The 18,861-nt window shown below is 41.1% G+C and carries 22 protein-coding genes; 14 read left to right on the top strand and 8 right to left on the bottom strand.

Features of this window, described 5'->3' with window-relative positions:
* Positions 1–16: 16 nt before the first annotated feature.
* Positions 17–1,678: a glutamine--tRNA ligase/YqeY domain fusion protein gene (locus CLV32_RS21380; RefSeq protein WP_133559013.1), complete on the bottom strand. Its 1,662-nt coding sequence runs from the start codon at positions 1,676–1,678 to the stop codon at positions 17–19.
* A 78-nt stretch (positions 1,679–1,756) separates the two neighbouring features.
* Here CLV32_RS21380 and CLV32_RS21375 point away from each other — a divergent pair, with 78 nt between their 5' ends.
* The 7 genes from CLV32_RS21375 (at position 1,757) to CLV32_RS21345 (ending at position 6,671) form a co-directional block, all read left to right on the top strand.
* A complete protein-coding gene (locus CLV32_RS21375; RefSeq protein ID WP_133559012.1) occupies positions 1,757–2,176 on the top strand; it encodes a cobalamin B12-binding domain-containing protein in 420 nt (139 codons plus the stop codon).
* A 2-nt stretch (positions 2,177–2,178) separates the two neighbouring features.
* Positions 2,179–2,961: an enoyl-CoA hydratase/isomerase family protein gene (locus CLV32_RS21370; RefSeq protein ID WP_133559011.1), complete on the top strand. Its 783-nt coding sequence runs from the start codon at positions 2,179–2,181 to the stop codon at positions 2,959–2,961.
* Between the two features lie 104 nt (positions 2,962–3,065).
* Positions 3,066–4,472: a sigma-54-dependent transcriptional regulator gene (locus CLV32_RS21365; RefSeq protein ID WP_133559010.1), complete on the top strand. Its 1,407-nt coding sequence runs from the start codon at positions 3,066–3,068 to the stop codon at positions 4,470–4,472.
* A gap of 9 nt (positions 4,473–4,481) precedes the next feature.
* A complete protein-coding gene (locus CLV32_RS21360; RefSeq protein ID WP_133559009.1) occupies positions 4,482–5,534 on the top strand; it encodes an AI-2E family transporter in 1,053 nt (350 codons plus the stop codon).
* Between the two features lie 34 nt (positions 5,535–5,568).
* Entirely contained in the window at positions 5,569–5,835 is a 267-nt protein-coding gene (locus tag CLV32_RS21355) for a YtxH domain-containing protein (RefSeq protein ID WP_133559008.1), read from the top strand.
* Positions 5,836–5,857: 22 nt separating this feature from the next.
* Positions 5,858–6,244, top strand: coding sequence for a phage holin family protein (locus CLV32_RS21350; protein ID WP_133559007.1), 387 nt, complete (start codon positions 5,858–5,860; stop codon positions 6,242–6,244).
* Complete coding sequence (locus CLV32_RS21345) at positions 6,228–6,671, top strand: hypothetical protein (RefSeq protein ID WP_133559006.1); 444 nt, start codon at positions 6,228–6,230, stop codon at positions 6,669–6,671. Before CLV32_RS21350 ends, CLV32_RS21345 begins: the two co-directional genes overlap by 17 nt.
* Before the next feature lie 39 nt (positions 6,672–6,710).
* Here the strand turns inward: CLV32_RS21345 and aspS are convergent, their stop codons facing one another.
* Positions 6,711–8,459 carry an aspartate--tRNA ligase gene (gene aspS / locus CLV32_RS21340; protein WP_133559005.1) on the bottom strand — a complete coding sequence of 583 codons (1,749 nt, stop codon included), beginning with the start codon at positions 8,457–8,459 and terminating at the stop codon, positions 6,711–6,713.
* Between the two features lie 147 nt (positions 8,460–8,606).
* Here aspS and CLV32_RS21335 point away from each other — a divergent pair, with 147 nt between their 5' ends.
* The 7 genes from CLV32_RS21335 (at position 8,607) to CLV32_RS21305 (ending at position 14,738) form a co-directional block, all read left to right on the top strand.
* Positions 8,607–9,161, top strand: a complete 555-nt coding sequence (locus CLV32_RS21335; protein WP_133559004.1) for an RNA polymerase sigma factor — start codon at positions 8,607–8,609, stop codon at positions 9,159–9,161.
* A complete protein-coding gene (locus CLV32_RS21330) occupies positions 9,154–9,681 on the top strand; it encodes a hypothetical protein (protein ID WP_133559003.1) in 528 nt (175 codons plus the stop codon). Before CLV32_RS21335 ends, CLV32_RS21330 begins: the two co-directional genes overlap by 8 nt.
* Positions 9,678–10,961, top strand: coding sequence for a hypothetical protein (locus CLV32_RS21325; protein ID WP_133559002.1), 1,284 nt, complete (start codon positions 9,678–9,680; stop codon positions 10,959–10,961). The genes CLV32_RS21330 and CLV32_RS21325 overlap by 4 nt, the downstream gene beginning before the upstream one ends.
* A gap of 73 nt (positions 10,962–11,034) precedes the next feature.
* Positions 11,035–11,820, top strand: a complete 786-nt coding sequence (locus CLV32_RS21320; protein WP_133559001.1) for a TerC family protein — start codon at positions 11,035–11,037, stop codon at positions 11,818–11,820.
* 11 nt (positions 11,821–11,831) lie between these two features.
* A complete protein-coding gene (locus CLV32_RS21315; protein WP_133559000.1) occupies positions 11,832–12,887 on the top strand; it encodes a nucleoid-associated protein in 1,056 nt (351 codons plus the stop codon).
* A gap of 76 nt (positions 12,888–12,963) precedes the next feature.
* Positions 12,964–14,496: an MFS transporter gene (locus CLV32_RS21310; protein ID WP_133558999.1), complete on the top strand. Its 1,533-nt coding sequence runs from the start codon at positions 12,964–12,966 to the stop codon at positions 14,494–14,496.
* A gap of 5 nt (positions 14,497–14,501) precedes the next feature.
* Positions 14,502–14,738: a DUF6814 family protein gene (locus tag CLV32_RS21305; protein WP_133558998.1), complete on the top strand. Its 237-nt coding sequence runs from the start codon at positions 14,502–14,504 to the stop codon at positions 14,736–14,738.
* Here CLV32_RS21305 and CLV32_RS21300 read toward each other — a convergent pair.
* The 6 genes from CLV32_RS21300 to CLV32_RS21275 all read right to left on the bottom strand — a co-directional run.
* Positions 14,733–15,920 (bottom strand): class I SAM-dependent rRNA methyltransferase, encoded by a 1,188-nt coding sequence (locus tag CLV32_RS21300; RefSeq protein ID WP_133558997.1) that lies wholly within the window; start codon positions 15,918–15,920, stop codon positions 14,733–14,735. The genes CLV32_RS21305 and CLV32_RS21300 overlap by 6 nt on opposite strands.
* 103 nt (positions 15,921–16,023) lie before the next feature.
* Positions 16,024–16,635 carry a superoxide dismutase gene (locus tag CLV32_RS21295; RefSeq protein WP_133558996.1) on the bottom strand — a complete coding sequence of 204 codons (612 nt, stop codon included), beginning with the start codon at positions 16,633–16,635 and terminating at the stop codon, positions 16,024–16,026.
* 79 nt (positions 16,636–16,714) lie between these two features.
* A complete protein-coding gene (locus CLV32_RS21290; RefSeq protein ID WP_133558995.1) occupies positions 16,715–17,188 on the bottom strand; it encodes a nucleoside deaminase in 474 nt (157 codons plus the stop codon).
* Positions 17,189–17,208: 20 nt separating this feature from the next.
* The gene (locus CLV32_RS21285) at positions 17,209–17,544 is read right to left on the bottom strand and encodes a tRNA-binding protein (RefSeq protein ID WP_133558994.1); all 336 of its coding nucleotides are present in this window, start codon (positions 17,542–17,544) and stop codon (positions 17,209–17,211) included.
* A 3-nt stretch (positions 17,545–17,547) separates the two neighbouring features.
* Positions 17,548–18,480 (bottom strand): hydrogen peroxide-inducible genes activator, encoded by a 933-nt coding sequence (locus CLV32_RS21280; protein ID WP_133558993.1) that lies wholly within the window; start codon positions 18,478–18,480, stop codon positions 17,548–17,550.
* Between the two features lie 54 nt (positions 18,481–18,534).
* Positions 18,535–18,861: NAD-dependent epimerase/dehydratase family protein (locus tag CLV32_RS21275; protein ID WP_133558992.1), on the bottom strand; the 327-nt coding region annotated here is incomplete at its 5' end.

Genomic DNA, 18,861 nt, shown 5'->3' with positions numbered 1-18,861 from the left:
AGCCGGTTTTTTATATCTATTTATTGCCTTTTGACCAGGCGTCTTTCAGCGAAACGGTCCTGTTAAATACGAGGTGCTCCGGAGTTGAGTCTGTATCGAGGGTAAAATAACCCTTTCTTATAAATTGATAGCGGGTATCGAGGGTCGCATCTGCAAGGTATGGCTCGATGTATGCTTCCTTTATTACCTCCATGCTGTTTGGATTTAGGTAATCTTTAAAATCACCTTCCTCGCTATCGGGAGATTCTGAGGTAAATAACCTGTCGTACAAACGGACTTCCGCAACTTTAGCATGGGCTTTGCTTACCCAGTGGATGGTGCCTTTAACATTAATGCCGCTTGTGTCTTCGCCGCTTTTTGATTCTGGATAATACGTGCAATGGATCTCTGTAACTATGCCGCTTTCATCTTTAATAAAGTCCTCACATTTAACGATGTAGGCGTGTTTCAAGCGGACTGTTGCCCCAGGAGCGAGTCTGAACCATTTTTTTGCTGGAACTTCCATGAAGTCCTCGCGTTCAATCCAAAGCTCTTTACTGAAAGGGATTTCACGACTGCCACCTTTATCTTCTGCTTCTGGATTATTTTCTCCGATTAATACTTCCGATCGTCCTTCAGGATAATTGGTAATCACCATTTTGATCGGGTCTAAAACGGCCATTACACGGGTTGAAGTCTTATTCAGGTCTTCCCTTACGCAAAACTCAAGCAGGCTTAGTTCGATCAGATTTTCCCTTTTAGCAATGCCAATTCTTTCGCAGAATTCGCGAATGCTTTCAGGCGTGTATCCTCTTCTTCTTAATCCACTGATGGTAGGCATGCGTGGATCATTCCATCCGCTAACAAGACCTTCATTAACCAGTTGCAAAAGCTTGCGTTTACTCATTACGGTATACGTAAGATTGAGCCGTGCAAACTCGTATTGGTGTGACGGGAAAATATTTAGTTGTGCGATAAACCAATCGTACAGTTCTCTGTGCGATACGTATTCAAGCGTACAAATGGAGTGTGTTATTTCTTCAATACTGTCGCTTTGTCCGTGGGCAAAGTCATACATTGGATAAATACACCAGGTGCTTCCTGTGCGGTGGTGATCTGCGTGTTTAATCCGGTAAACGATCGGATCGCGCATAAGCATATTAGGGCTGCTCATATCGATTTTTGCACGTAGCGTATACGCGCCGTCAGCAAATTCGCCATTTTTCATGCGCGTAAAAATATCCAGGTTTTCTGCTATGCTTCGACTTCTGTGAGGGCTATCCGTTCCGGGCTCTGTTGGCGTGCCTTTAAGACGTGCAATTTCATCTGCCGAACTTTCATCAACATAAGCCAGACCATTTTCAACTAGTTTTACCGCGTAGTTGTACAGGGTGTCGAAATAATCGGATGTGTATAATTCGTTCTCCCATTGGAAGCCAAGCCACTTGATGTCGGCTTGCTGACTGTCTACATATTCTGTTTTCTCCGTTACCGGATTCGTATCATCAAAGCGCAGATTGGTGTATCCGCCATACTTTTTTGTTAGTCCGAAATTCAGGCATATCGCTTTGGCATGTCCAATGTGTAAATAACCATTAGGCTCCGGGGGGAAACGCGTAATTAAGGTTTTGTATTTTCCGCTTTTTAAATCGTTTTCAATGATCTCCTCAATGAAGTTCAATGATCTTTCCTCACTCATAAAAACTGTTAATTTACCTCAAAGTTAATGAAAAACCGCTAATTTAGTTACATTTACCATTGACTATTCTTATAATTTATGAGTAAAACGTTGAACAGACCCATCAGGGTTTTAGTCGCCAAAGTTGGGCTAGACGGTCACGACCGCGGAGCCAAAGTGATTGCAACCTCGCTGAGGGATGCCGGGATGGAGGTGATTTATACAGGACTCCGGCAAACTCCTGAAATGGTAGTCAACACTGCATTGCAGGAGGATGTAGATGCAATTGGAATCTCCATCTTATCAGGTGCCCATATGACAGTTTTTCCTAAAATAATAACAATTATGAAGGAAAAGCACGTGACAGACGTATTGCTTACCGGTGGAGGTATCATTCCCGAAGTAGATATGTTAAAATTGAAAGAAATTGGCGTTGGCGAATTATTTGCTCCTGGAACAAGTATGCAAAGCATCATCACTTACATACAGGACTGGGTTATAGAAAATAGAAACTTTTAAGTATGGATTATCAGAACATTTTGTCGGTAATAAAAGAAAACATTTTATACCTGACTATCAACAGGCCAGAAAAACTTAATGCACTGAACAAAGCAACATTAGCTGAGTTAGCTGATGCAATAGCTATTGCAAACAATACGCCGGAAATCCTCGCGGTCTTATTAACAGGAGCCGGAGAGAAAGCCTTCGTTGCCGGAGCAGATATCTCTGAATTTTCTTCTTTTGGATCTTCGGAAGGCGAGGCGCTAGCACGAGAGGGGCAAGAAAAGGTGTTTAACGCGATAGAAAATTCATCAAAGCCGTTTCTCGCCGCTGTTAATGGTTTCGCGTTGGGTGGCGGACTTGAACTTGCTATGGCCTGTCATATACGGGTTGTTTCAAGCTTTGCAAAATTAGGTTTGCCTGAAGTAACATTGGGACTAATTCCAGGTTATGGGGGTACGCAAAGGCTTACTCAGTTAGTTGGTAAAGGTAGGGCCTTCGAAATGATTGCTACGGCAGATATGATCACTGCCGAGCGTGCAGTTGAGATTGGACTGGCGAATCACGCTGTTCCTGCTGGTGATCTGCTCACGAAAGCTGAAGAAATTTTAACGAAAATAAAACAACGTGCGCCTTTGGCAATAGCTAGCGCAATCAAAGCAACAAATGCCGTACATCATGATCAGGCTAGTGGACTGGAACTTGAGATCAACGAATTTGGTAAGTGTTTTGATACCGCTGACTTCAAAGAAGGTGTTGCCGCATTTTTGCAAAAGAGAAAAGCAGTATTTACTGGAAAATAGTGACAGTAATAAATTTCGAAGTTCATTAAAACTGTAGAAAATATTGCCCACTGACGTTTTTTTTATATATTTATCTCATTAAAAATAATGCATCCCCTTTGCGTATGAGAAAAATATTAATCATTGACGATGAAGTCAATATAGGATTGTTGCTTTCTAAGTTTTTGACCAGAAACGGATTCACCGTTGATACTGCTATTAATGGCCTGTCGGCATTAGAGTACCTGGGTAAGAGTAGCTATGACTTGGTGCTTTGCGATTACCGACTGGAAGATACAGACGGACGGGAGCTGTTAATTAAGATTAAAGAAAGTCATCCTGCTACTGGTGTAATTATCATTACTGGTTATTCAGATATCAAGTTGGCGGTGGAACTGATCAAGCTTGGCGCTTACGATTATATTACAAAGCCTTTGTATCCTGATGAAATATTGAACACTATTAATAAAGCAATCGATACGCAGCAGGCGCTAAATGCGGATACCAATGAGCGTTCCGCGCAGGAATTGCAAAAAGGGAAAGCTGCGAAAGCAACGTATTTGCAGGATGCGAATTTTGTGGCGGGACAAAGTAGTGCGTCTAAAGAGCTCCTTAAACAGATTCAGCTGGTAGCTCCAACCACCTACAGTGTTATTTTAACTGGCGAAAGCGGAACAGGTAAAGAATCGGTCGCCAAGGCTATTCATGAAAACAGTCCGCGCAAGGACAATCCTTTTATTGCGATGGACTGTGGTTCTCTTACAAAGGAACTCGCGGGAAGTGAATTTTTTGGACATGAGAAAGGATCTTTCACAGGGGCCTTATATACCAAAATTGGTCATTTTGAAATGGCTAACGGCGGCACTTTATTTCTTGATGAGGTAGGTAATCTTTCATATGATATTCAGGCGGCACTTTTAAGGACTGTGCAAGAGCGAAAAATTAAACGAATCGGCAGTACAAAAGAGATTGAGCTTGATGTCCGGATTATTGTAGCTACTAATGAAAACCTGGGAAATGCAATTCAAAAGGGAAAATTCAGAGAGGATTTATATCATCGATTTAACGAATTTTCTATCAGCTTACCGCCTTTGAGCCAACGCGGAAAAGATATTATGATATTTGCTCAGACATTTCTTGAACTGGCAAACAAAGAGGTCAATAAAAACGTTCTGAGTTTTTCATCAGAAGTTGAAGATTGTTTTCTTACTTATAACTGGCCGGGGAATGTACGGGAGCTAAAGAACGTGGTTAGGCGGGCAACGTTGCTCACCGAAACACAGGAAATTCAGCTCAAGGCGCTTCCACTGGAAATTTCTACTTACGCAAAGAGCGCCGTTATGGAAAGTTCTATGCAAAGAACTGTAGAAAAACCCCGGGATTTGAAGAATGCTGCGCTTGAGGCCGAATATGAGGCGATATTGAATGTGTTGAGAGAGGTAAACTTCAATAAAACGAAGGCAGCAAAGATTTTGAATATAGATAGAAAGACATTATACAATAAGATGAAAGCAATAAATCTGGACACCTAATATTTTTTCATGTCTCTTCTTTCGTATAAGCAGCGTAATAATATAATACTGGTCATTATTGTTGCCCTGGGATGCTTGATTGCCTGGTCGTTGCTTGGAATCTTTAGTGCAATTCTGAGTACACTGGTTTTGTATACGATACTTCGGCCAGCATTTCTATATCTGGTAATAGACAGGCGGTGGAACAAACGGCTTGCCGTAATTCTTCTTCTGCTAACTTCGATTGTTCTCATCATCCTCCCGTTTTATGGGTTAAGCAGCATGGTAATCAGTAAGATTACGGAGTTGCAGAATGATCAGATTTACTACAAGAATATGTTTTTTAAGCTCAAGCATTTGATTCCTGTAGGGAGCAATATTCAGAGTCTCCTCGAAGACGGTTTGCGAAAAGCAGGTACTTGGGCAACGGAGTTATTTCCTTCTATAATTTCGGGTGCGTTTGATATAGTTTTTGGTTTAATCCTCATGTATTTCATGCTGTATTTCATGTTGATTGAACACGAAACGTTTGAATCGGCGATGTTAAAATACGCTCCATTCAGGGAGCAGAATGCGTTGCGCTTTGCCGAAGAAATGAAGAACACTACTTTCGCCAACGTAGTTGGTCAAGGCCTAATATGCGTAGTGCAGGGTTCTATGGTCAGTTTATCTTTTTTTGTGCTAGGATATAATGATCCATTTTTCTGGGGCGTAATCACCACCTTCATCTGCTTTATTCCGGTTTTAGGTCCGCCTATTATTTTTGTTCCGGCAGCATTGCTGCAGATCGCCAACGGACATAATTTTGCTGGCTGGGCGATGATCATCTTTGGTTTTGTAGTTATTTTAAACATCGACAATGTCCTAAGATTTATGATAGCCAAAAAGGTTGGCGATATTCACCCTATTATTACGGTAATCGGCGTAGTTATAGGGATTCCTCTCTTTGGAATCTTGGGGCTGGTATTTGGTCCATTATTGCTCTCATATTTTATTTTATTGGTCCGGATATATGAAACAAGCGCTATGGCATCAGACAGATTGGAAAGAATTAAAACAATTCCAGAAGAGGGAGAGTTATGATAATGAATAAACAATTGCAAAAAATCTAAGTGTTATGAATGATAATTCAAAAGTATTAGTAGGCCTTTTGGCTGGATTGGCGGCAGGAGCTGCGTTAGGATTGCTGTTTGCGCCTGAAAAAGGTAGTGAAACCCGCGACAGATTAAGTCAGTCTTTAAAAGATCTGGGTGATTCAATCAAAGAAAGAGCTGCAGACGAAATTGATAACTTAACTAATCTTAAAGATAAAGTTGTAAGTTCTGTTAAGACCCGTTTAAGGGATGCAGAAGACGAATTTGTTGACGATACTGAACACGCTTAACCAGTGTTTATTTAATTTTACTATGATGCAGGAAAATAAAGAAAAACATCTGGAAGATATTATTTCAGAAGCTAAGTCTTATCTCGATACCCGGGTCGAATATACCCGATTGTATCTGGTAGAGAAAGTATCCAAGATCTTCGCCGATCTGGTTACTAACGCTGCTGTAATCATCTGCTTTGTACTTGCGTTCTTATTTGGCACGTTTACACTTGCTTTGTTTCTTTCTGACTTGTTCCATAGTTACACGAAAGGCTTCGGTTGCGTATCGCTGATCTACATTGCTCTGGCAATTATTGTTTACCTGACAAAAGATAGATTTATTGAGAAGGCTATTATCAACTTCGCCATTAGAAAATATTTCAACAAATTAGCTGATAAGGAGGAAGGTGATGAGGAAAAGATATAACATTCAGAATCTGGAGGAGCTGCAAGGCAGGATCGCTGAACTAAAGGCCGTATATAACAGCCAGGGTAAATTGATCGTCGAAGATTCAAAGCTTTATGTGAAGCAATTTACGTTAGGAGCACTGATCAAAAAATATGCTACTCCTTCTTCTCTTTTAAAAGTGGACGATAAACTGAACATCAGCAGTAAAGTGATGTCTCTGGTGCTTCCAGTGTTGATGAACAGTACACTATTCAGGGGATCTGGTTTTATTACCAAGACACTTGTCGGGCTGGCTACAAGCAAAGTTGGAAAAACGCTTGATGCAGAGCATTTGTCAGCAATATTCAATTCTGTGAAATCGTGGTTCGGCGGCGATAAAAAGAAAAAAGTAAAACCGGTTGGTTATGTAGATTATGGTATTCCACCAGACAGCGAAACGTATTAAATAAAAAAAGGAGCAAATTAAATTTGCTCCTTTTTTGTGTTATCTCAGATCTGTTTTAATCTGCAACTCCTTGAGTTGCTTTTCATCTATTGTAGATGGACTATCGATCATCACATCTCTGCCTGAATTATTTTTCGGAAAGGCAATTACATCACGGATGCTATCCAGACCAGCAAATATAGAACATAAGCGGTCAAAACCAAATGCAATTCCACCATGTGGAGGTGCTCCAAATTCAAAGGCATCCATCAGAAATCCAAATTGCTTTTGAGCTTCTTCAGCACTGAAGCCAAGGTGTTTGAACATCAGCGCTTGTAATGTACGGTCATGGATACGAATAGAGCCGCCGCCAATTTCTGTACCATTCACTACCATATCATAGGCATTAGCCCGTACATCGCCCGGATTGGTATCCAATAGCGCAATATCTTCAGGTTTAGGGGATGTAAAGGGATGGTGCATGGCGTGGTAGCGCTCGCTCTCTTCATCCCATTCCAATAACGGAAAATCAAGTACCCATAAGGCGCTAAATTTATTCTTGTCTCTTAAGCCTAAACGCGTTCCCATCTCCAGCCTTAACTCACTGAGTTGTTTACGGACTTTATCGGTTCCGCCAGCCATAATGAGCACCAAGTCACCAGGCTCAGACTGCATCAACTCAGCCCATACCTTTAATTGAGTTTCATCATAAAACTTGTCCACAGATGATTTAATAGTACCATCTTCATTATGTCTGTAATAGATAAGGCCAGTTGCACCGATTTGCGGGCGTTTAATAAACTCTGTAAGCTCATCAATCTGTTTCCTGGTATAATGTGCAGATCCCTTTGCGTTAATGCCAATGACGAGCTCTGCCTGCTCAAACACCGGGAACTGATGTCCTTTTACAAGATTTGTTAAGTCTACAAAAGCCATGTCGAAACGGGTATCAGGCTTATCTGATCCGTATAGTCGCATAGCATCAGCGTATTGCATTCTTGGTACTTCTGGAAGGTCTATGCCCTTTAAGTCTTTAAATAACAGACGAATCAACCCTTCAAATGTGTTTAAGATATCTTCCTGCTCAATAAAAGACATTTCGCAGTCAATCTGCGTGAATTCTGGCTGTCTGTCGGCACGTAAATCTTCATCTCTGAAACACTTCACGATCTGAAAATAACGGTCAAAACCAGAAACCATTAATAATTGCTTAAAGGTTTGAGGAGATTGTGGAAGCGCATAAAATTCCCCAGCATTCATTCTACTTGGAACAACAAAATCTCGTGCGCCCTCTGGAGTAGATTTGATCAGCACCGGTGTTTCTACTTCGATGAAGTCGAGACCATCAAGATAACGACGTACACTTTGAGCCATCCTGTGACGCAGAATCATATTATTCCTGATCGGGTTTCTGCGGAGATCCAGATAACGGTATTTCATCCTTAAATCATCTCCGCCATCTGTTTCGTCATCAATTAAAAAAGGAGGCAGCTTGGCTGCATTTAATATTTCAAGCGCGGTGATCTTTATCTCGACCTCTCCGGTTGGCATTTTCAAATTCTTATTTGAACGTTCTACAACAAGTCCAGATGCTTTGATCACGAATTCGCGACCGAGGCTTCTCGCCGATTCACATAATTCCTTGTTGTCGTCCATATTAAATACGAGCTGGGTGATTCCATATCGGTCACGTATATCAATAAAGGTCATTCCTCCAAGGTCTCTTGATTTTTGTACCCATCCGCACAGGATTACACTTTCGCCTAAGTTGGCAATGGTAAGTGCTCCGCATGTAGTTGTTCTTAGCATGGTAAAAAGTATTAGGGCGCAAAAATATTCATTTTGAGCCACATATTTCTGCCCTAATCTAATTTACAGCGTGATATCATATTTTTTTTTCATATTGATGCAACGTTTGGGAATTTTGCCTGTCCTTTATATCGAATTACAAAAACATTGGAAGCTGTATACATAGACAAAAACATTGACCTGGTCAACGAATGCAGAAAGGGCAGCCGTAGTGCACAATTTGAGATTTACAAATTGTACTCAAAAGCAATGTTCAATATTGCACTCCGAATTGTAAACCATGAGGCAGAGGCCGAAGATGTTTTACAGGAGGCTTTTTTGGATGCCTTTGGCAGGGTTAAAGATTTCAGGGGAGACACGACCTTCGGATTGTGGTTAAAGCAGATCGTAATAAATAAATCGATAAACTATCTGCGCAAAAGGAAGGCGGAATTTGTTTCTATTGATGATGTTGATGTTGCTGACGAGCAAAAGGGAGATGAAGAAGATCTGGAACTGAAGATTGAGGCCGTAAAAGCAGCAATAGCGAAGCTGGCCGACGGGTACAGGATTGTGCTTACGTTATATTTATTTGAAGGATATGACCATGAAGAGATCGCCCATATCTTAAAAATTTCGGAGAATACTTCAAGATCCCAATACATGCGGGCCAAACAAAAATTACACCGTTTACTGGAAAAGAAAGGAGCACAGGATGAGTAACAAAATTGAAGAGTACATCAAAACTAACAAGAAAGCTTTTGATACAGCGGAGCCGGGAGCGGCATTATGGGCAAAAATCGATGCCGAGTTAAATAAAAAAAAAATAACACAACCCGTTAAGTTGCAGGTATGGATTGGTATTGCGGCTTCGTTGCTGCTGATCTGTAGTATTATGTTTTTCTACACGACTAAAGCCAGGTCAACGAATGGTATTATCGCAGAGGTTAACCCGGCTTATGCAAAGAAAGAGATGCGTTTCGCCAGTCTGATAGAAGAGAAAAGAGATAGCCTTGAGGTGTTTGCAAAGGACAACCCTGAACTCTATCAGAAGTTTTCTACAGATCTTGAAAAGCTGGATGGTGACTATAAATCTTTGAAACGGGAGTTACCGAATAGCCCTAACCAGAAACTTGTGGTAAAGGCAATGGTAAAAAATTTAGAATTACAACTGCAACTGATCTCGCAGCAGCTTACTATTATTAATCAAGTTCAACAATTTAAAAAAGATAATCAAATATGAAGCAGTTAATCATCATACTTCTGCTAGGCTGCGGCTTATGTGCCGGAGCGCAACAGCTTAATACGAATGCGCCTCAATATGCCCTGAATACAAATGCGCCTGCGAATGCCATGGCAAGCGCAGATGGACAGATAACTGCTTCGGTTACTCAGCCTGAAGAAGGCGACGTATCGAAAACATTTAGCAGAGCATTCGCTATTGATCAATCAGACAAAATAAGCGTAAGTAATCAGTTTGGGTCGATCACCATAAAAACCTGGGATAAAAGAGAGGTAAAGGCTGAGGTGTCAATCAGGGCATTTAGCAGTAGTGATGCTAAAAAGTTGCTTGATCAGGTGGTGATTGAAGCTGGTAAAGCAGGTGACTTAGTTACATTCAAAACGCGGATAGATGAAGAAAATTCGCGTTGGGGTAACTTTATAAGAAATGGGCGGAAGTCGAGACAGGAGGTTAAAGTTGACTATGTTATTTACATGCCGGCAACAAATGCATTAACGGTGTCTCAACAGTACGGGAATGTAACAATGGGAGATTTCGATGCTGCGCTTTCAGCTAAAGTTCAATACGGAAATCTGATTGTCGGAAAGTTGAGCAGCAGTAACAATTATCTTTCTGTGCAGTATGGAAAGATGAATGTTGCCGAGGCGACTAAGGCAACGATTAAACACCAATACGGAGCAGGTGTAGTATTGGGAACGATAGGAACACTGAATTTGAATGCACAGTATACAAAAGTAGATATCACAAGTATAACAGGGGAAGCAGTTATTGAACAGCAATACGGCCAGGGATTGACCATTGGTAGTGTTGGAAGCCTTAATTTGGATGCTCAGTACATCAAAGTGAAGATTGGTTCGGTTAAGAGAAACGGTGCAATTGTTAATCAGCAATATGGAAGTCTTGATATTACCAGTGTGGGCAGTATTAAAGTCGATGCGCAATATACAGGAGTCAATATTGGTCAACTAAATGGAGATGCAAGCTTCAATATGCAGTACAACAACCTAATTATTGGGACAGTTGGGGAGGGTGTTAAAAGACTTACCGCGGATTGTGAATACGTATCGATGTCGTTCAACTTCGCAGAGCGGTATAATGCAAATGTAGATGTTCAAACTTCTTATGCCAGTTTTAGATTTGGCGCGGGAGTTTCGGCGAAGCTGACAGGTGATGATGAAGACAGGAGTTCCAGGGAAAAAAATTATGTTGGCAAGATTGGTAGTGGTGGGACAAATGTGGTTAGGATTAAAGCGGAGTATGGATCTGTTACCTTTAAATAACCTTTCAGAACAATATATGTTAAAGCTTGTTGAGTAATTCAGCAAGCTTTTTTATATTAGCGAGTATATCACTATGGAAATCTTATCACAACCCGAAACCTGGATCTCATTAATTACGCTAACCTTATTAGAGATCGTCTTGGGGATTGATAATATTATTTTCATTTCGATCTTGTCTTCTAAACTGCCAGAAGAAAAACAGAAAAGTGGGCGCCAGTGGGGCTTAGGGTTAGCTATGATTACCAGGATTTTGCTGCTGCTTTCGTTAAGTTGGGTTATGACATTAACAGCCACTCTGTTTAATCTAGGCGAATTAATTAAACTGGATAATAAAGAGTGGCTTGAAAAGCTAGCCATCTCGGGAAGAGATTTGATCCTGATTGTGGGTGGCTTGTTCCTGATTTACAAAAGTACGCATGAAATCCATTTGAAGCTGGAAGGGGAAGAAGAAGAAGCCGGTAATGTTAAAGTTTATACATTTAGTGGTGTCCTGATACAGATCTTACTGTTGGATATTGTTTTCTCCCTGGATTCTGTAATTACCGCTGTGGGTATGGCGGATCATGTTGAGATTATGATCGCAGCAGTTGTTATTGCGGTGATTATTATGATGATCTCTGCCGGGGCCATTAGTGGATTTGTTAACAAACACCCAACGGTTAAAATGCTTGCCCTATCATTTTTATTACTTATTGGCGTTTCGCTGCTTGCAGAGGGATTGGATCAACATATTCCTAAAGGCTATATCTATTTTGCTATGGCTTTCTCTGTCCTTGTAGAGTTGCTCAACTTAAAAATGAAAAACAAGGGAAAAAAGCCGATAAAGTTAAGAGAGTCCCCGGAAAAGAATAAGGTTTAGTACTTTTGTCCATGATTTCTTTTTTTGAAGCCACCTTGGCTGAACTTTCCATCCACAGGGTGGGTAATAAAGCGCAGGATGAATTTTATGTCCTTTCAGAACAGTCTTTAAATATCCAGGACGAGTCCTTAAAAAATATCCTAATCAGTTATTTTCTGAGTCCATATCAGAAAACGACCGAGATCTATCGGTTTATGCATCCTAATGAGGATTTGAATCTCAATGAGGTTTATCATTTTGTGCATGATGTTTTTGAGAATGGTGAACACTTTCATGAGAATAGTCAGCAACTGGCTAAATACCTCTATGATCTTTCAAATCATCCTAAAATTAAGGCGGGTGAACTGTATGTTGCCTATTTTGAGAATGTTCAGATCGAGGGCGATCTCCATGACGCCATTGGTATTTTTAAGTCAGAGACTAAAGAAACATACCTCAAAGTATATCCTGAACAGGCTGGATTCAACATGAGCTATGAGGAAGAAGCAATTAATATCAGTAAGTTGGATAAAGGATGTCTGATCTTTAACACTGATGCAGCGGAAGGATATAAGGTGGCGGTCATTGATCAAACAAATAGAAGTGCAGAGGCAGTGTACTGGAAGGATGATTTCCTGAAGCTTAAGGTTAGGAATGATAACTTTAATCAGACAAACAATATTCTGGGTGTGTATAAGAACTTTGTGACTGAGAAGTTGGATGAGGATTTTGATATCTCTAAAGCAGACAAAATTGACTTACTTAATAAGTCAATGAAGTATTTCAAAGAAAAGGAAAGCTTTGATATTGATGAGTTTGCTAATGAGGTAATCGCTAACGAAGAAGGGATTGCATCATTTAAAAATTATAAAAAGAGCTACGAAGAAGAGTTTGACGCTACGATAGCTGACACATTCGATATCTCCAGTGCGGCGGTGAAAAAGCAGGCACGGGTGTTTAAAAGCGTACTTAAGCTTGATAAGAACTTCCATATCTATATCCATGGTGATAAGGAACTTATTGAAAAGGGATACGACGATGGTAAAGCGATGAACTATTACAAAGTTTTCTTTAGGGAAGAGGAATAAAAATTACAATATTTTAAAAAATGTGAATCATTGAGGTTATATTGTAGCTTTATAAAAGCCAAATATTTAACCTCTTATGAACCCGGAATCTGGAAAGAACAATATTTTCAAAGTGATCGGTGCCTCCTCTCTTGGCACACTGATTGAATGGTATGATTTTTATATTTTTGGTAGTCTTGCTACTATCATTGGCGCACAACTATTTCCTGCAGATGCGGGTGCATCTGCGCTGATCAATACACTGGCGATTTTTGCTGCCGGCTTTATCGTCAGGCCATTCGGCGCGCTGGTGTTCGGACGTTTAGGCGACCTTATTGGACGGAAATATACTTTTCTACTTACACTTGTGCTGATGGGAGGGTCTACATTCCTGATCGGACTTATCCCTTCTTACTCTAGTATCGGCTATGCTGCTCCCTTGTTGGTATTGCTGTTAAGGCTGGTTCAGGGATTGGCTTTAGGAGGAGAATATGGAGGTGCTGCTACATATGTCGCAGAACATGCCCCAGTGAACCGTAGGGGTTATTTCACCAGTTGGATCCAGACTACAGCAACGGGAGGCCTTTTCCTGTCGCTCGGTGTTATCGTGCTAACAAAGAATTTAATTGGTGCTTCTGATTTTGCTGCCTGGGGTTGGCGAATTCCTTTTTTGCTATCGATTCTGTTAGTGGGGGTGTCTATCTATATTCGTATGAAGATGCATGAATCACCGATGTTCACAAAGCTAAAAGCCGAAGGGAAGGTTTCAAAGAATCCACTCAAAGAAAGCTTTAGCAAGAAAGCTAATTTTAAAATGGTATTGCTTGCGCTGTTTGGAGCAACGATGGGACAGGGGGTAATCTGGTACACGGGGCAATTTTATGCGCAATCGTTCCTGGAAAACACGTGTAAACTTGATTTTAATGATTCCAGATATATCTTGCTTTGGGGAATAGTATTCGCCACACCATTCTTTGTGATTTTTGGATCCTGGAGTGACAAGGTTGGTCGAAAATGGATCATGCTTTCGGGAATGCTTTTAGGCATTATCTTTTACAGACCTATTTATCAGATATTTCTTGATGATACTGATTTTAGTCAGATCACCCAACAAGATGTCAAATCAGTCTCCGTACCCGTGATTGCTAAGGAAGTGCAGGCGGGAGACAGTCTTATTACACAAAAAAGTACAGTTGTTTTGGTTAATGGTGCTTCTTTTACGAGCATAAAATCTTTGACTAAAACTGCTAACGGAAAGGTGCTTGATTCCACTGAACTTATGAAAGACAAGAAGCTTTCTACAACAACATTCTGGAAGTTTGTTGGCTTGGTCTTTTTTCAAATCTTGTTGGTTACCATGGTGTATGGGCCAATTGCAGCATTTTTAGTAGAGTTATTTCCAACAAAAATCAGGTACACGTCTATGTCGTTACCCTATCATGTAGGAAACGGAGTCTTTGGCGGACTGGTGCCTTTTGTTGCAACGCTTATTGCAAGTTTCCCTGGGTCAACGCCGCTTACGGGGCTCTGGTATCCGATCGGGATTGCGGCATTGAGTTTTGTCATCGGCGCCATCTACTTATCTAATCAGAAGCCAGACCATGGCGAAATCACAGAATCAAACACGTAATTGAAATGAACAAGTTAAAAAAAGCACTGGGATTGTGCTGGATCCTTCTTGGTCCAGCAGCTGTCGTTTTCCTGTTTATACAGGCTATTGAAAAGACCAGATTAGCAGAACCAGGCATTGCACAAACCAACACTGCGCTGCAATGGGGAATTATCCTGTTCATATTTATTCCGATAAGTGCAGGCCTGGTGATATTCGGCTATTACGCCATCACCGGAGCTTACGAAAAAGAAGAGCTATAACACACGTAATAGCAGGCCTTTTAAGTACTCTCCTTCAGGGAAGGAAATTCTAACGGGGTGATCTTCCGGTTGAGTAAACTGTTTTACGATCTGTACTTCCCTTCCGGCATCAAGTGCGGCCCACGCGATGATTTGCTTGAATGTTTCTATGTCTACTGCACCGGAACAAGAAAATGTAGCTAAAAGGCCACCCGGAGGCAGTAACGCCATACCTAGTCTATTTAGATCCTTGTAGGCCCTCGCAGCACGATCCAGTGCTGAACGAGAAGGGGCATATTTTGGTGGGTCAAGAACAACGACATCAAAAAGATGACCTTCGTCTTTAAATTTACGCAGTTGTTTGTTTACATCCGCCTGAACGCTGGTATTTTGTTGTATGTCAAATCCATTGAGTTGAATGTTATGCTGAAGTGTCTCCAGCGCTAATGCGGAGCTGTCTACGCTTGTTACATGACTTGCACCGTGTCTTAGGCTGTTCAATGAAAAACCGCCGCTATAACAGAAGCAATCTAATACTTTTTTGTCTTTTGTATATTCAGCAAGAATTTGACGGTTGTCGCGTTGATCGCAATAAAATCCAGACTTCTGTCCGTTAACAATGTTAATGTGATAATTAATGCCATTTTCTTTTACAGCGATAAACTCTGGAGGGAGTTCTCCCCATAGTAAACCTTGTTTAGCTTCCAGATTTTCGTGATCCCGAGCAGTAGCATCACTTTTATCGAAAATTCCTTTTGGATTTAAGGCTGAACGGAGTATGTCAATGATATCATCCTTGACATTTTCTATGCCTGAACTTAAAATTTGTAAAGAGAGGAAATCAGCATATCGGTCTACAATCAGGCCAGGTAGATAATCGGCTTCGCTAAACACGAGGCGGCAGGTATCGGTTTCAGAATCCCTAAGGACGTGGCCTCTTGAAGAGATAGCTTTATGCAGTTTTTCTGCATACCAGTCCCTGTTAATAATTCGTTGTTCATCCCATTCCAACAAACGAACAGCTACTCTGGATTGTGCATTATAATATCCATATGCCAGGAAAGTTTTATCAGCAGCAAGAAGCCTGATAACATCTCCATTTGCAGGATCGCCTTTAACTTTATCTATCGCACCGGAAAATACCCAGGGGTGTTTCTGATGAACTGCTTTTTCTTTGCCTTTTTTAAGTATGATCTCAACCATTTGGCAAAGTTACTAAAAGCAAAACACCATTGTCTTTTCGTGGCCATATTTAATATGAAACCCTCAAAGGACAATGGTGTTTGTAAAGTATTCTAAAGCTTAATTAAGCTGTAGCTTTTTTGAAACGTTCTGCAACAGCATCCCAGTTCACTACATTCCAGAATGCAGCGATATAGTCAGGACGTCTGTTTTGATATTTTAAGTAATAAGCATGTTCCCATACGTCCATACCCAACACTGGTGTGCCCTTTACTTCAGCAACACTCATTAAAGGATTATCTTGATTTGGTGTAGAGCTCACAGCAAGTTTCTTGTCAGCTGTAACAATTAACCAAGCCCATCCAGAACCAAAACGTGTAGCCCCAGCTTCAGCAAATTTAGTTTTGAAATCGGCAAAAGAGCCAAAAGCAGCTTTAATAGCCTCAGCTAATGCGCCAGTAGGCTCACCACCTTTGTTTGGGCCGATAACTTCCCAGAATAAAGAGTGGTTATAGTGTCCACCGCCATTGTTGCGTACTGCAGCAGGGAATTTTTCAATGTGTTTGATGATTTCTTCTATGCTTTGAGAAGCTTCTGGTTTTCCTTCCAGTGCTTTATTTAAATTAGTTACGTAAGCCTGGTGATGCTTATCATGGTGAATTTCCATGGTCATTTTATCGATATGCGGTTCCAGTGCATCTGTTGCGTAATGTAACGCAGGTAATTCAAAAGCCATACTATTATGATTTAAGGTTTAAATAATTTGTAGACAAATATAACATTCAAAGGGAAAGATTGTTCACATTTTTTGGGCTTTAATCACGCTTATCGGCAAAGAAACGGCGCATCAATTTGGCCGCTTCCTCGTCAAGAACACCGCCTTTCACGATAGTTTTTGGATGTAATAACGTGTCGCCCTTGCTGGTAAAACCTCTTTTAGGCTCCGAAGCCCCATAAACAATACGTCCAATTTGTGTCCAGTAGCTGGCGCCGGCACACATTACACAGGGTTCAATCGTGACATACAGCGTACAATCTTTGAGGTACTTTCCTCCCAATGTTTGACTAGCCGCAGTAAAAGCCTGCATCTCTGCGTGCGCAGTTACATCGTTTAACTGCTCAGTCAGATTGTACCCCCGGCCAACAATTCGGCCCTTGCAAACCACAATTGCTCCAATTGGGATTTCTTGTGCTGCAAAAGCATGCTCAGCTTCCTGCAGCGCCAGCTTCATAAAGTGCACATCGGCAACTTCCAGGTCTGGTGTTTCAGAAAAATCATAAAAACTCATAATGCAAAGATACAGTTATGTTAAACCAGTTTACTCCCGTTGGGAACTTTGCGTTCAATCATTGTAAGTACAATTGCACCTTGCTCGTCGGCGAAGCCCGTAACCAAAAATTCAGACATGAACTTTCCGATTTGTTTTTTAGGGAAGTTGATTACACCGACAACCTGACGGCCCAGTAACTCCGCTTTGCTGTAGTGGACTGTGATTTGCGCTGAGCTTGTTCTTATACCAAACTCTCCGAAGTCGACTTTGATCTTATAGGCGGGTTTCCTGGCTTCAGGGAAATCAAAGACCTCTATTATCGTTCCTGCCCTTAATTCTACGCGTTCAAACTCGCTCCAACTGATTTCTTCCATATGTTAAATTCCGATTACGTCTTTCTTTTTACGTTGCTTCATTGCCTTAGGGATCACAGCAAGAATTTGTTCTTTCAAAGCGTTAAGCATGCGTTTCTTTATAAAGTTCTTATGAGTTACAAGACTGATCTCTCTCACTGGCTCAGGTGATTTAAACGAACGAACTTTAGTGAGTTGTTTGACACTGAGTTCCGCTAAAGCCAATTCCGGCAATAAGGTAGCGCCGTCATTGCGGTCAACCATTCTGATTAGTGTCTCCACGCTACCCGTATTGTAAGTGAGACCCTGAATCCTGTTATCCTTTGTAGACCGACAAATATTAAGAACCTGGGAACGCATGCAGTGTCCCTCATTTAATAACCAAATATTTTCATCTTCCAGATCATCAGCGTCGATCGCTTTCTTTTTAAACAGACGGCTATTTTTGCTGATGTACGTTACAAAATTTTCGTAGTACAGTGGGATCTCAGACATCGCAGGATCACCCAAGGGCGTAGCTAGAATGCCGCAATCCAGGATGCCTGTTTTTAGATGATGAATTATATCCTCAGTAGTATATTCCCAAATCTTTAAATTCAAGTCAGGGTATTTATCCATCATAGCTGCGATAACCTGCGGGAGGAGATAGGGCGCAACCGTGGGAATAATGCCGATGCGAATCTCACCTACAATTTCTTGCTGCTGACTGTCAATTATTTCTTTGATTTTTTGACTTTCCTGCAAGATAATTCGTGCCTGTTCTATGATCTGAGATCCGATTTCAGTGGGTACTACAGGTTGTTTGCTACGGTCAAAAAGTTTGACGTTCAGCATTTCTTCAAGTTTCTGAATTTGCATACTCAAGGTGGGTTGAGTAACAAAACATTTCTCTGCAGCACCTACAAAACTTCTGTAAGTGTCTACGGCAACAACATATTCTAGTTGAACAAGCGTCATAGCTAAAGTTGATTTTACAAACAAATGTAATCAACTTTAGCTATAAGGGAAATATTATGTATGCTTTTCGATGAAGTCTTCGTAAGCAAGTTTGATGCCTTGCTCAAGGTTAATCTGATGTTTCCAGCCCAGGTCATGCAGTTTGGTTACATCCATCAGCTTTCTTGGTGTTCCATCAGGTTTTGTGCTGTCAAATACCAGGTTACCTTCGTAACCTACAGTCTTCTTGATCAACAAAGCCAGGTCTTTGATCGTTAAATCTACACCAGTACCAATGTTAATCAGTGTAGGCTCATTGTAGCTGTCCATCAGGAAATAGCAGGCATCAGCAAGATCATCAGCAAAAAGGAACTCACGCATCGGTGATCCTGATCCCCAGAT

This window comes from Pedobacter duraquae, assembly GCF_004362245.1.
In the GTDB taxonomy this organism is placed as follows: Bacteria; Bacteroidota; Bacteroidia; order Sphingobacteriales; family Sphingobacteriaceae; genus Pedobacter; species Pedobacter duraquae.
The sequence above is the reverse complement of the archived record's forward strand: the minus strand, read 5'-3'. Positions and strand labels throughout refer to the sequence as shown.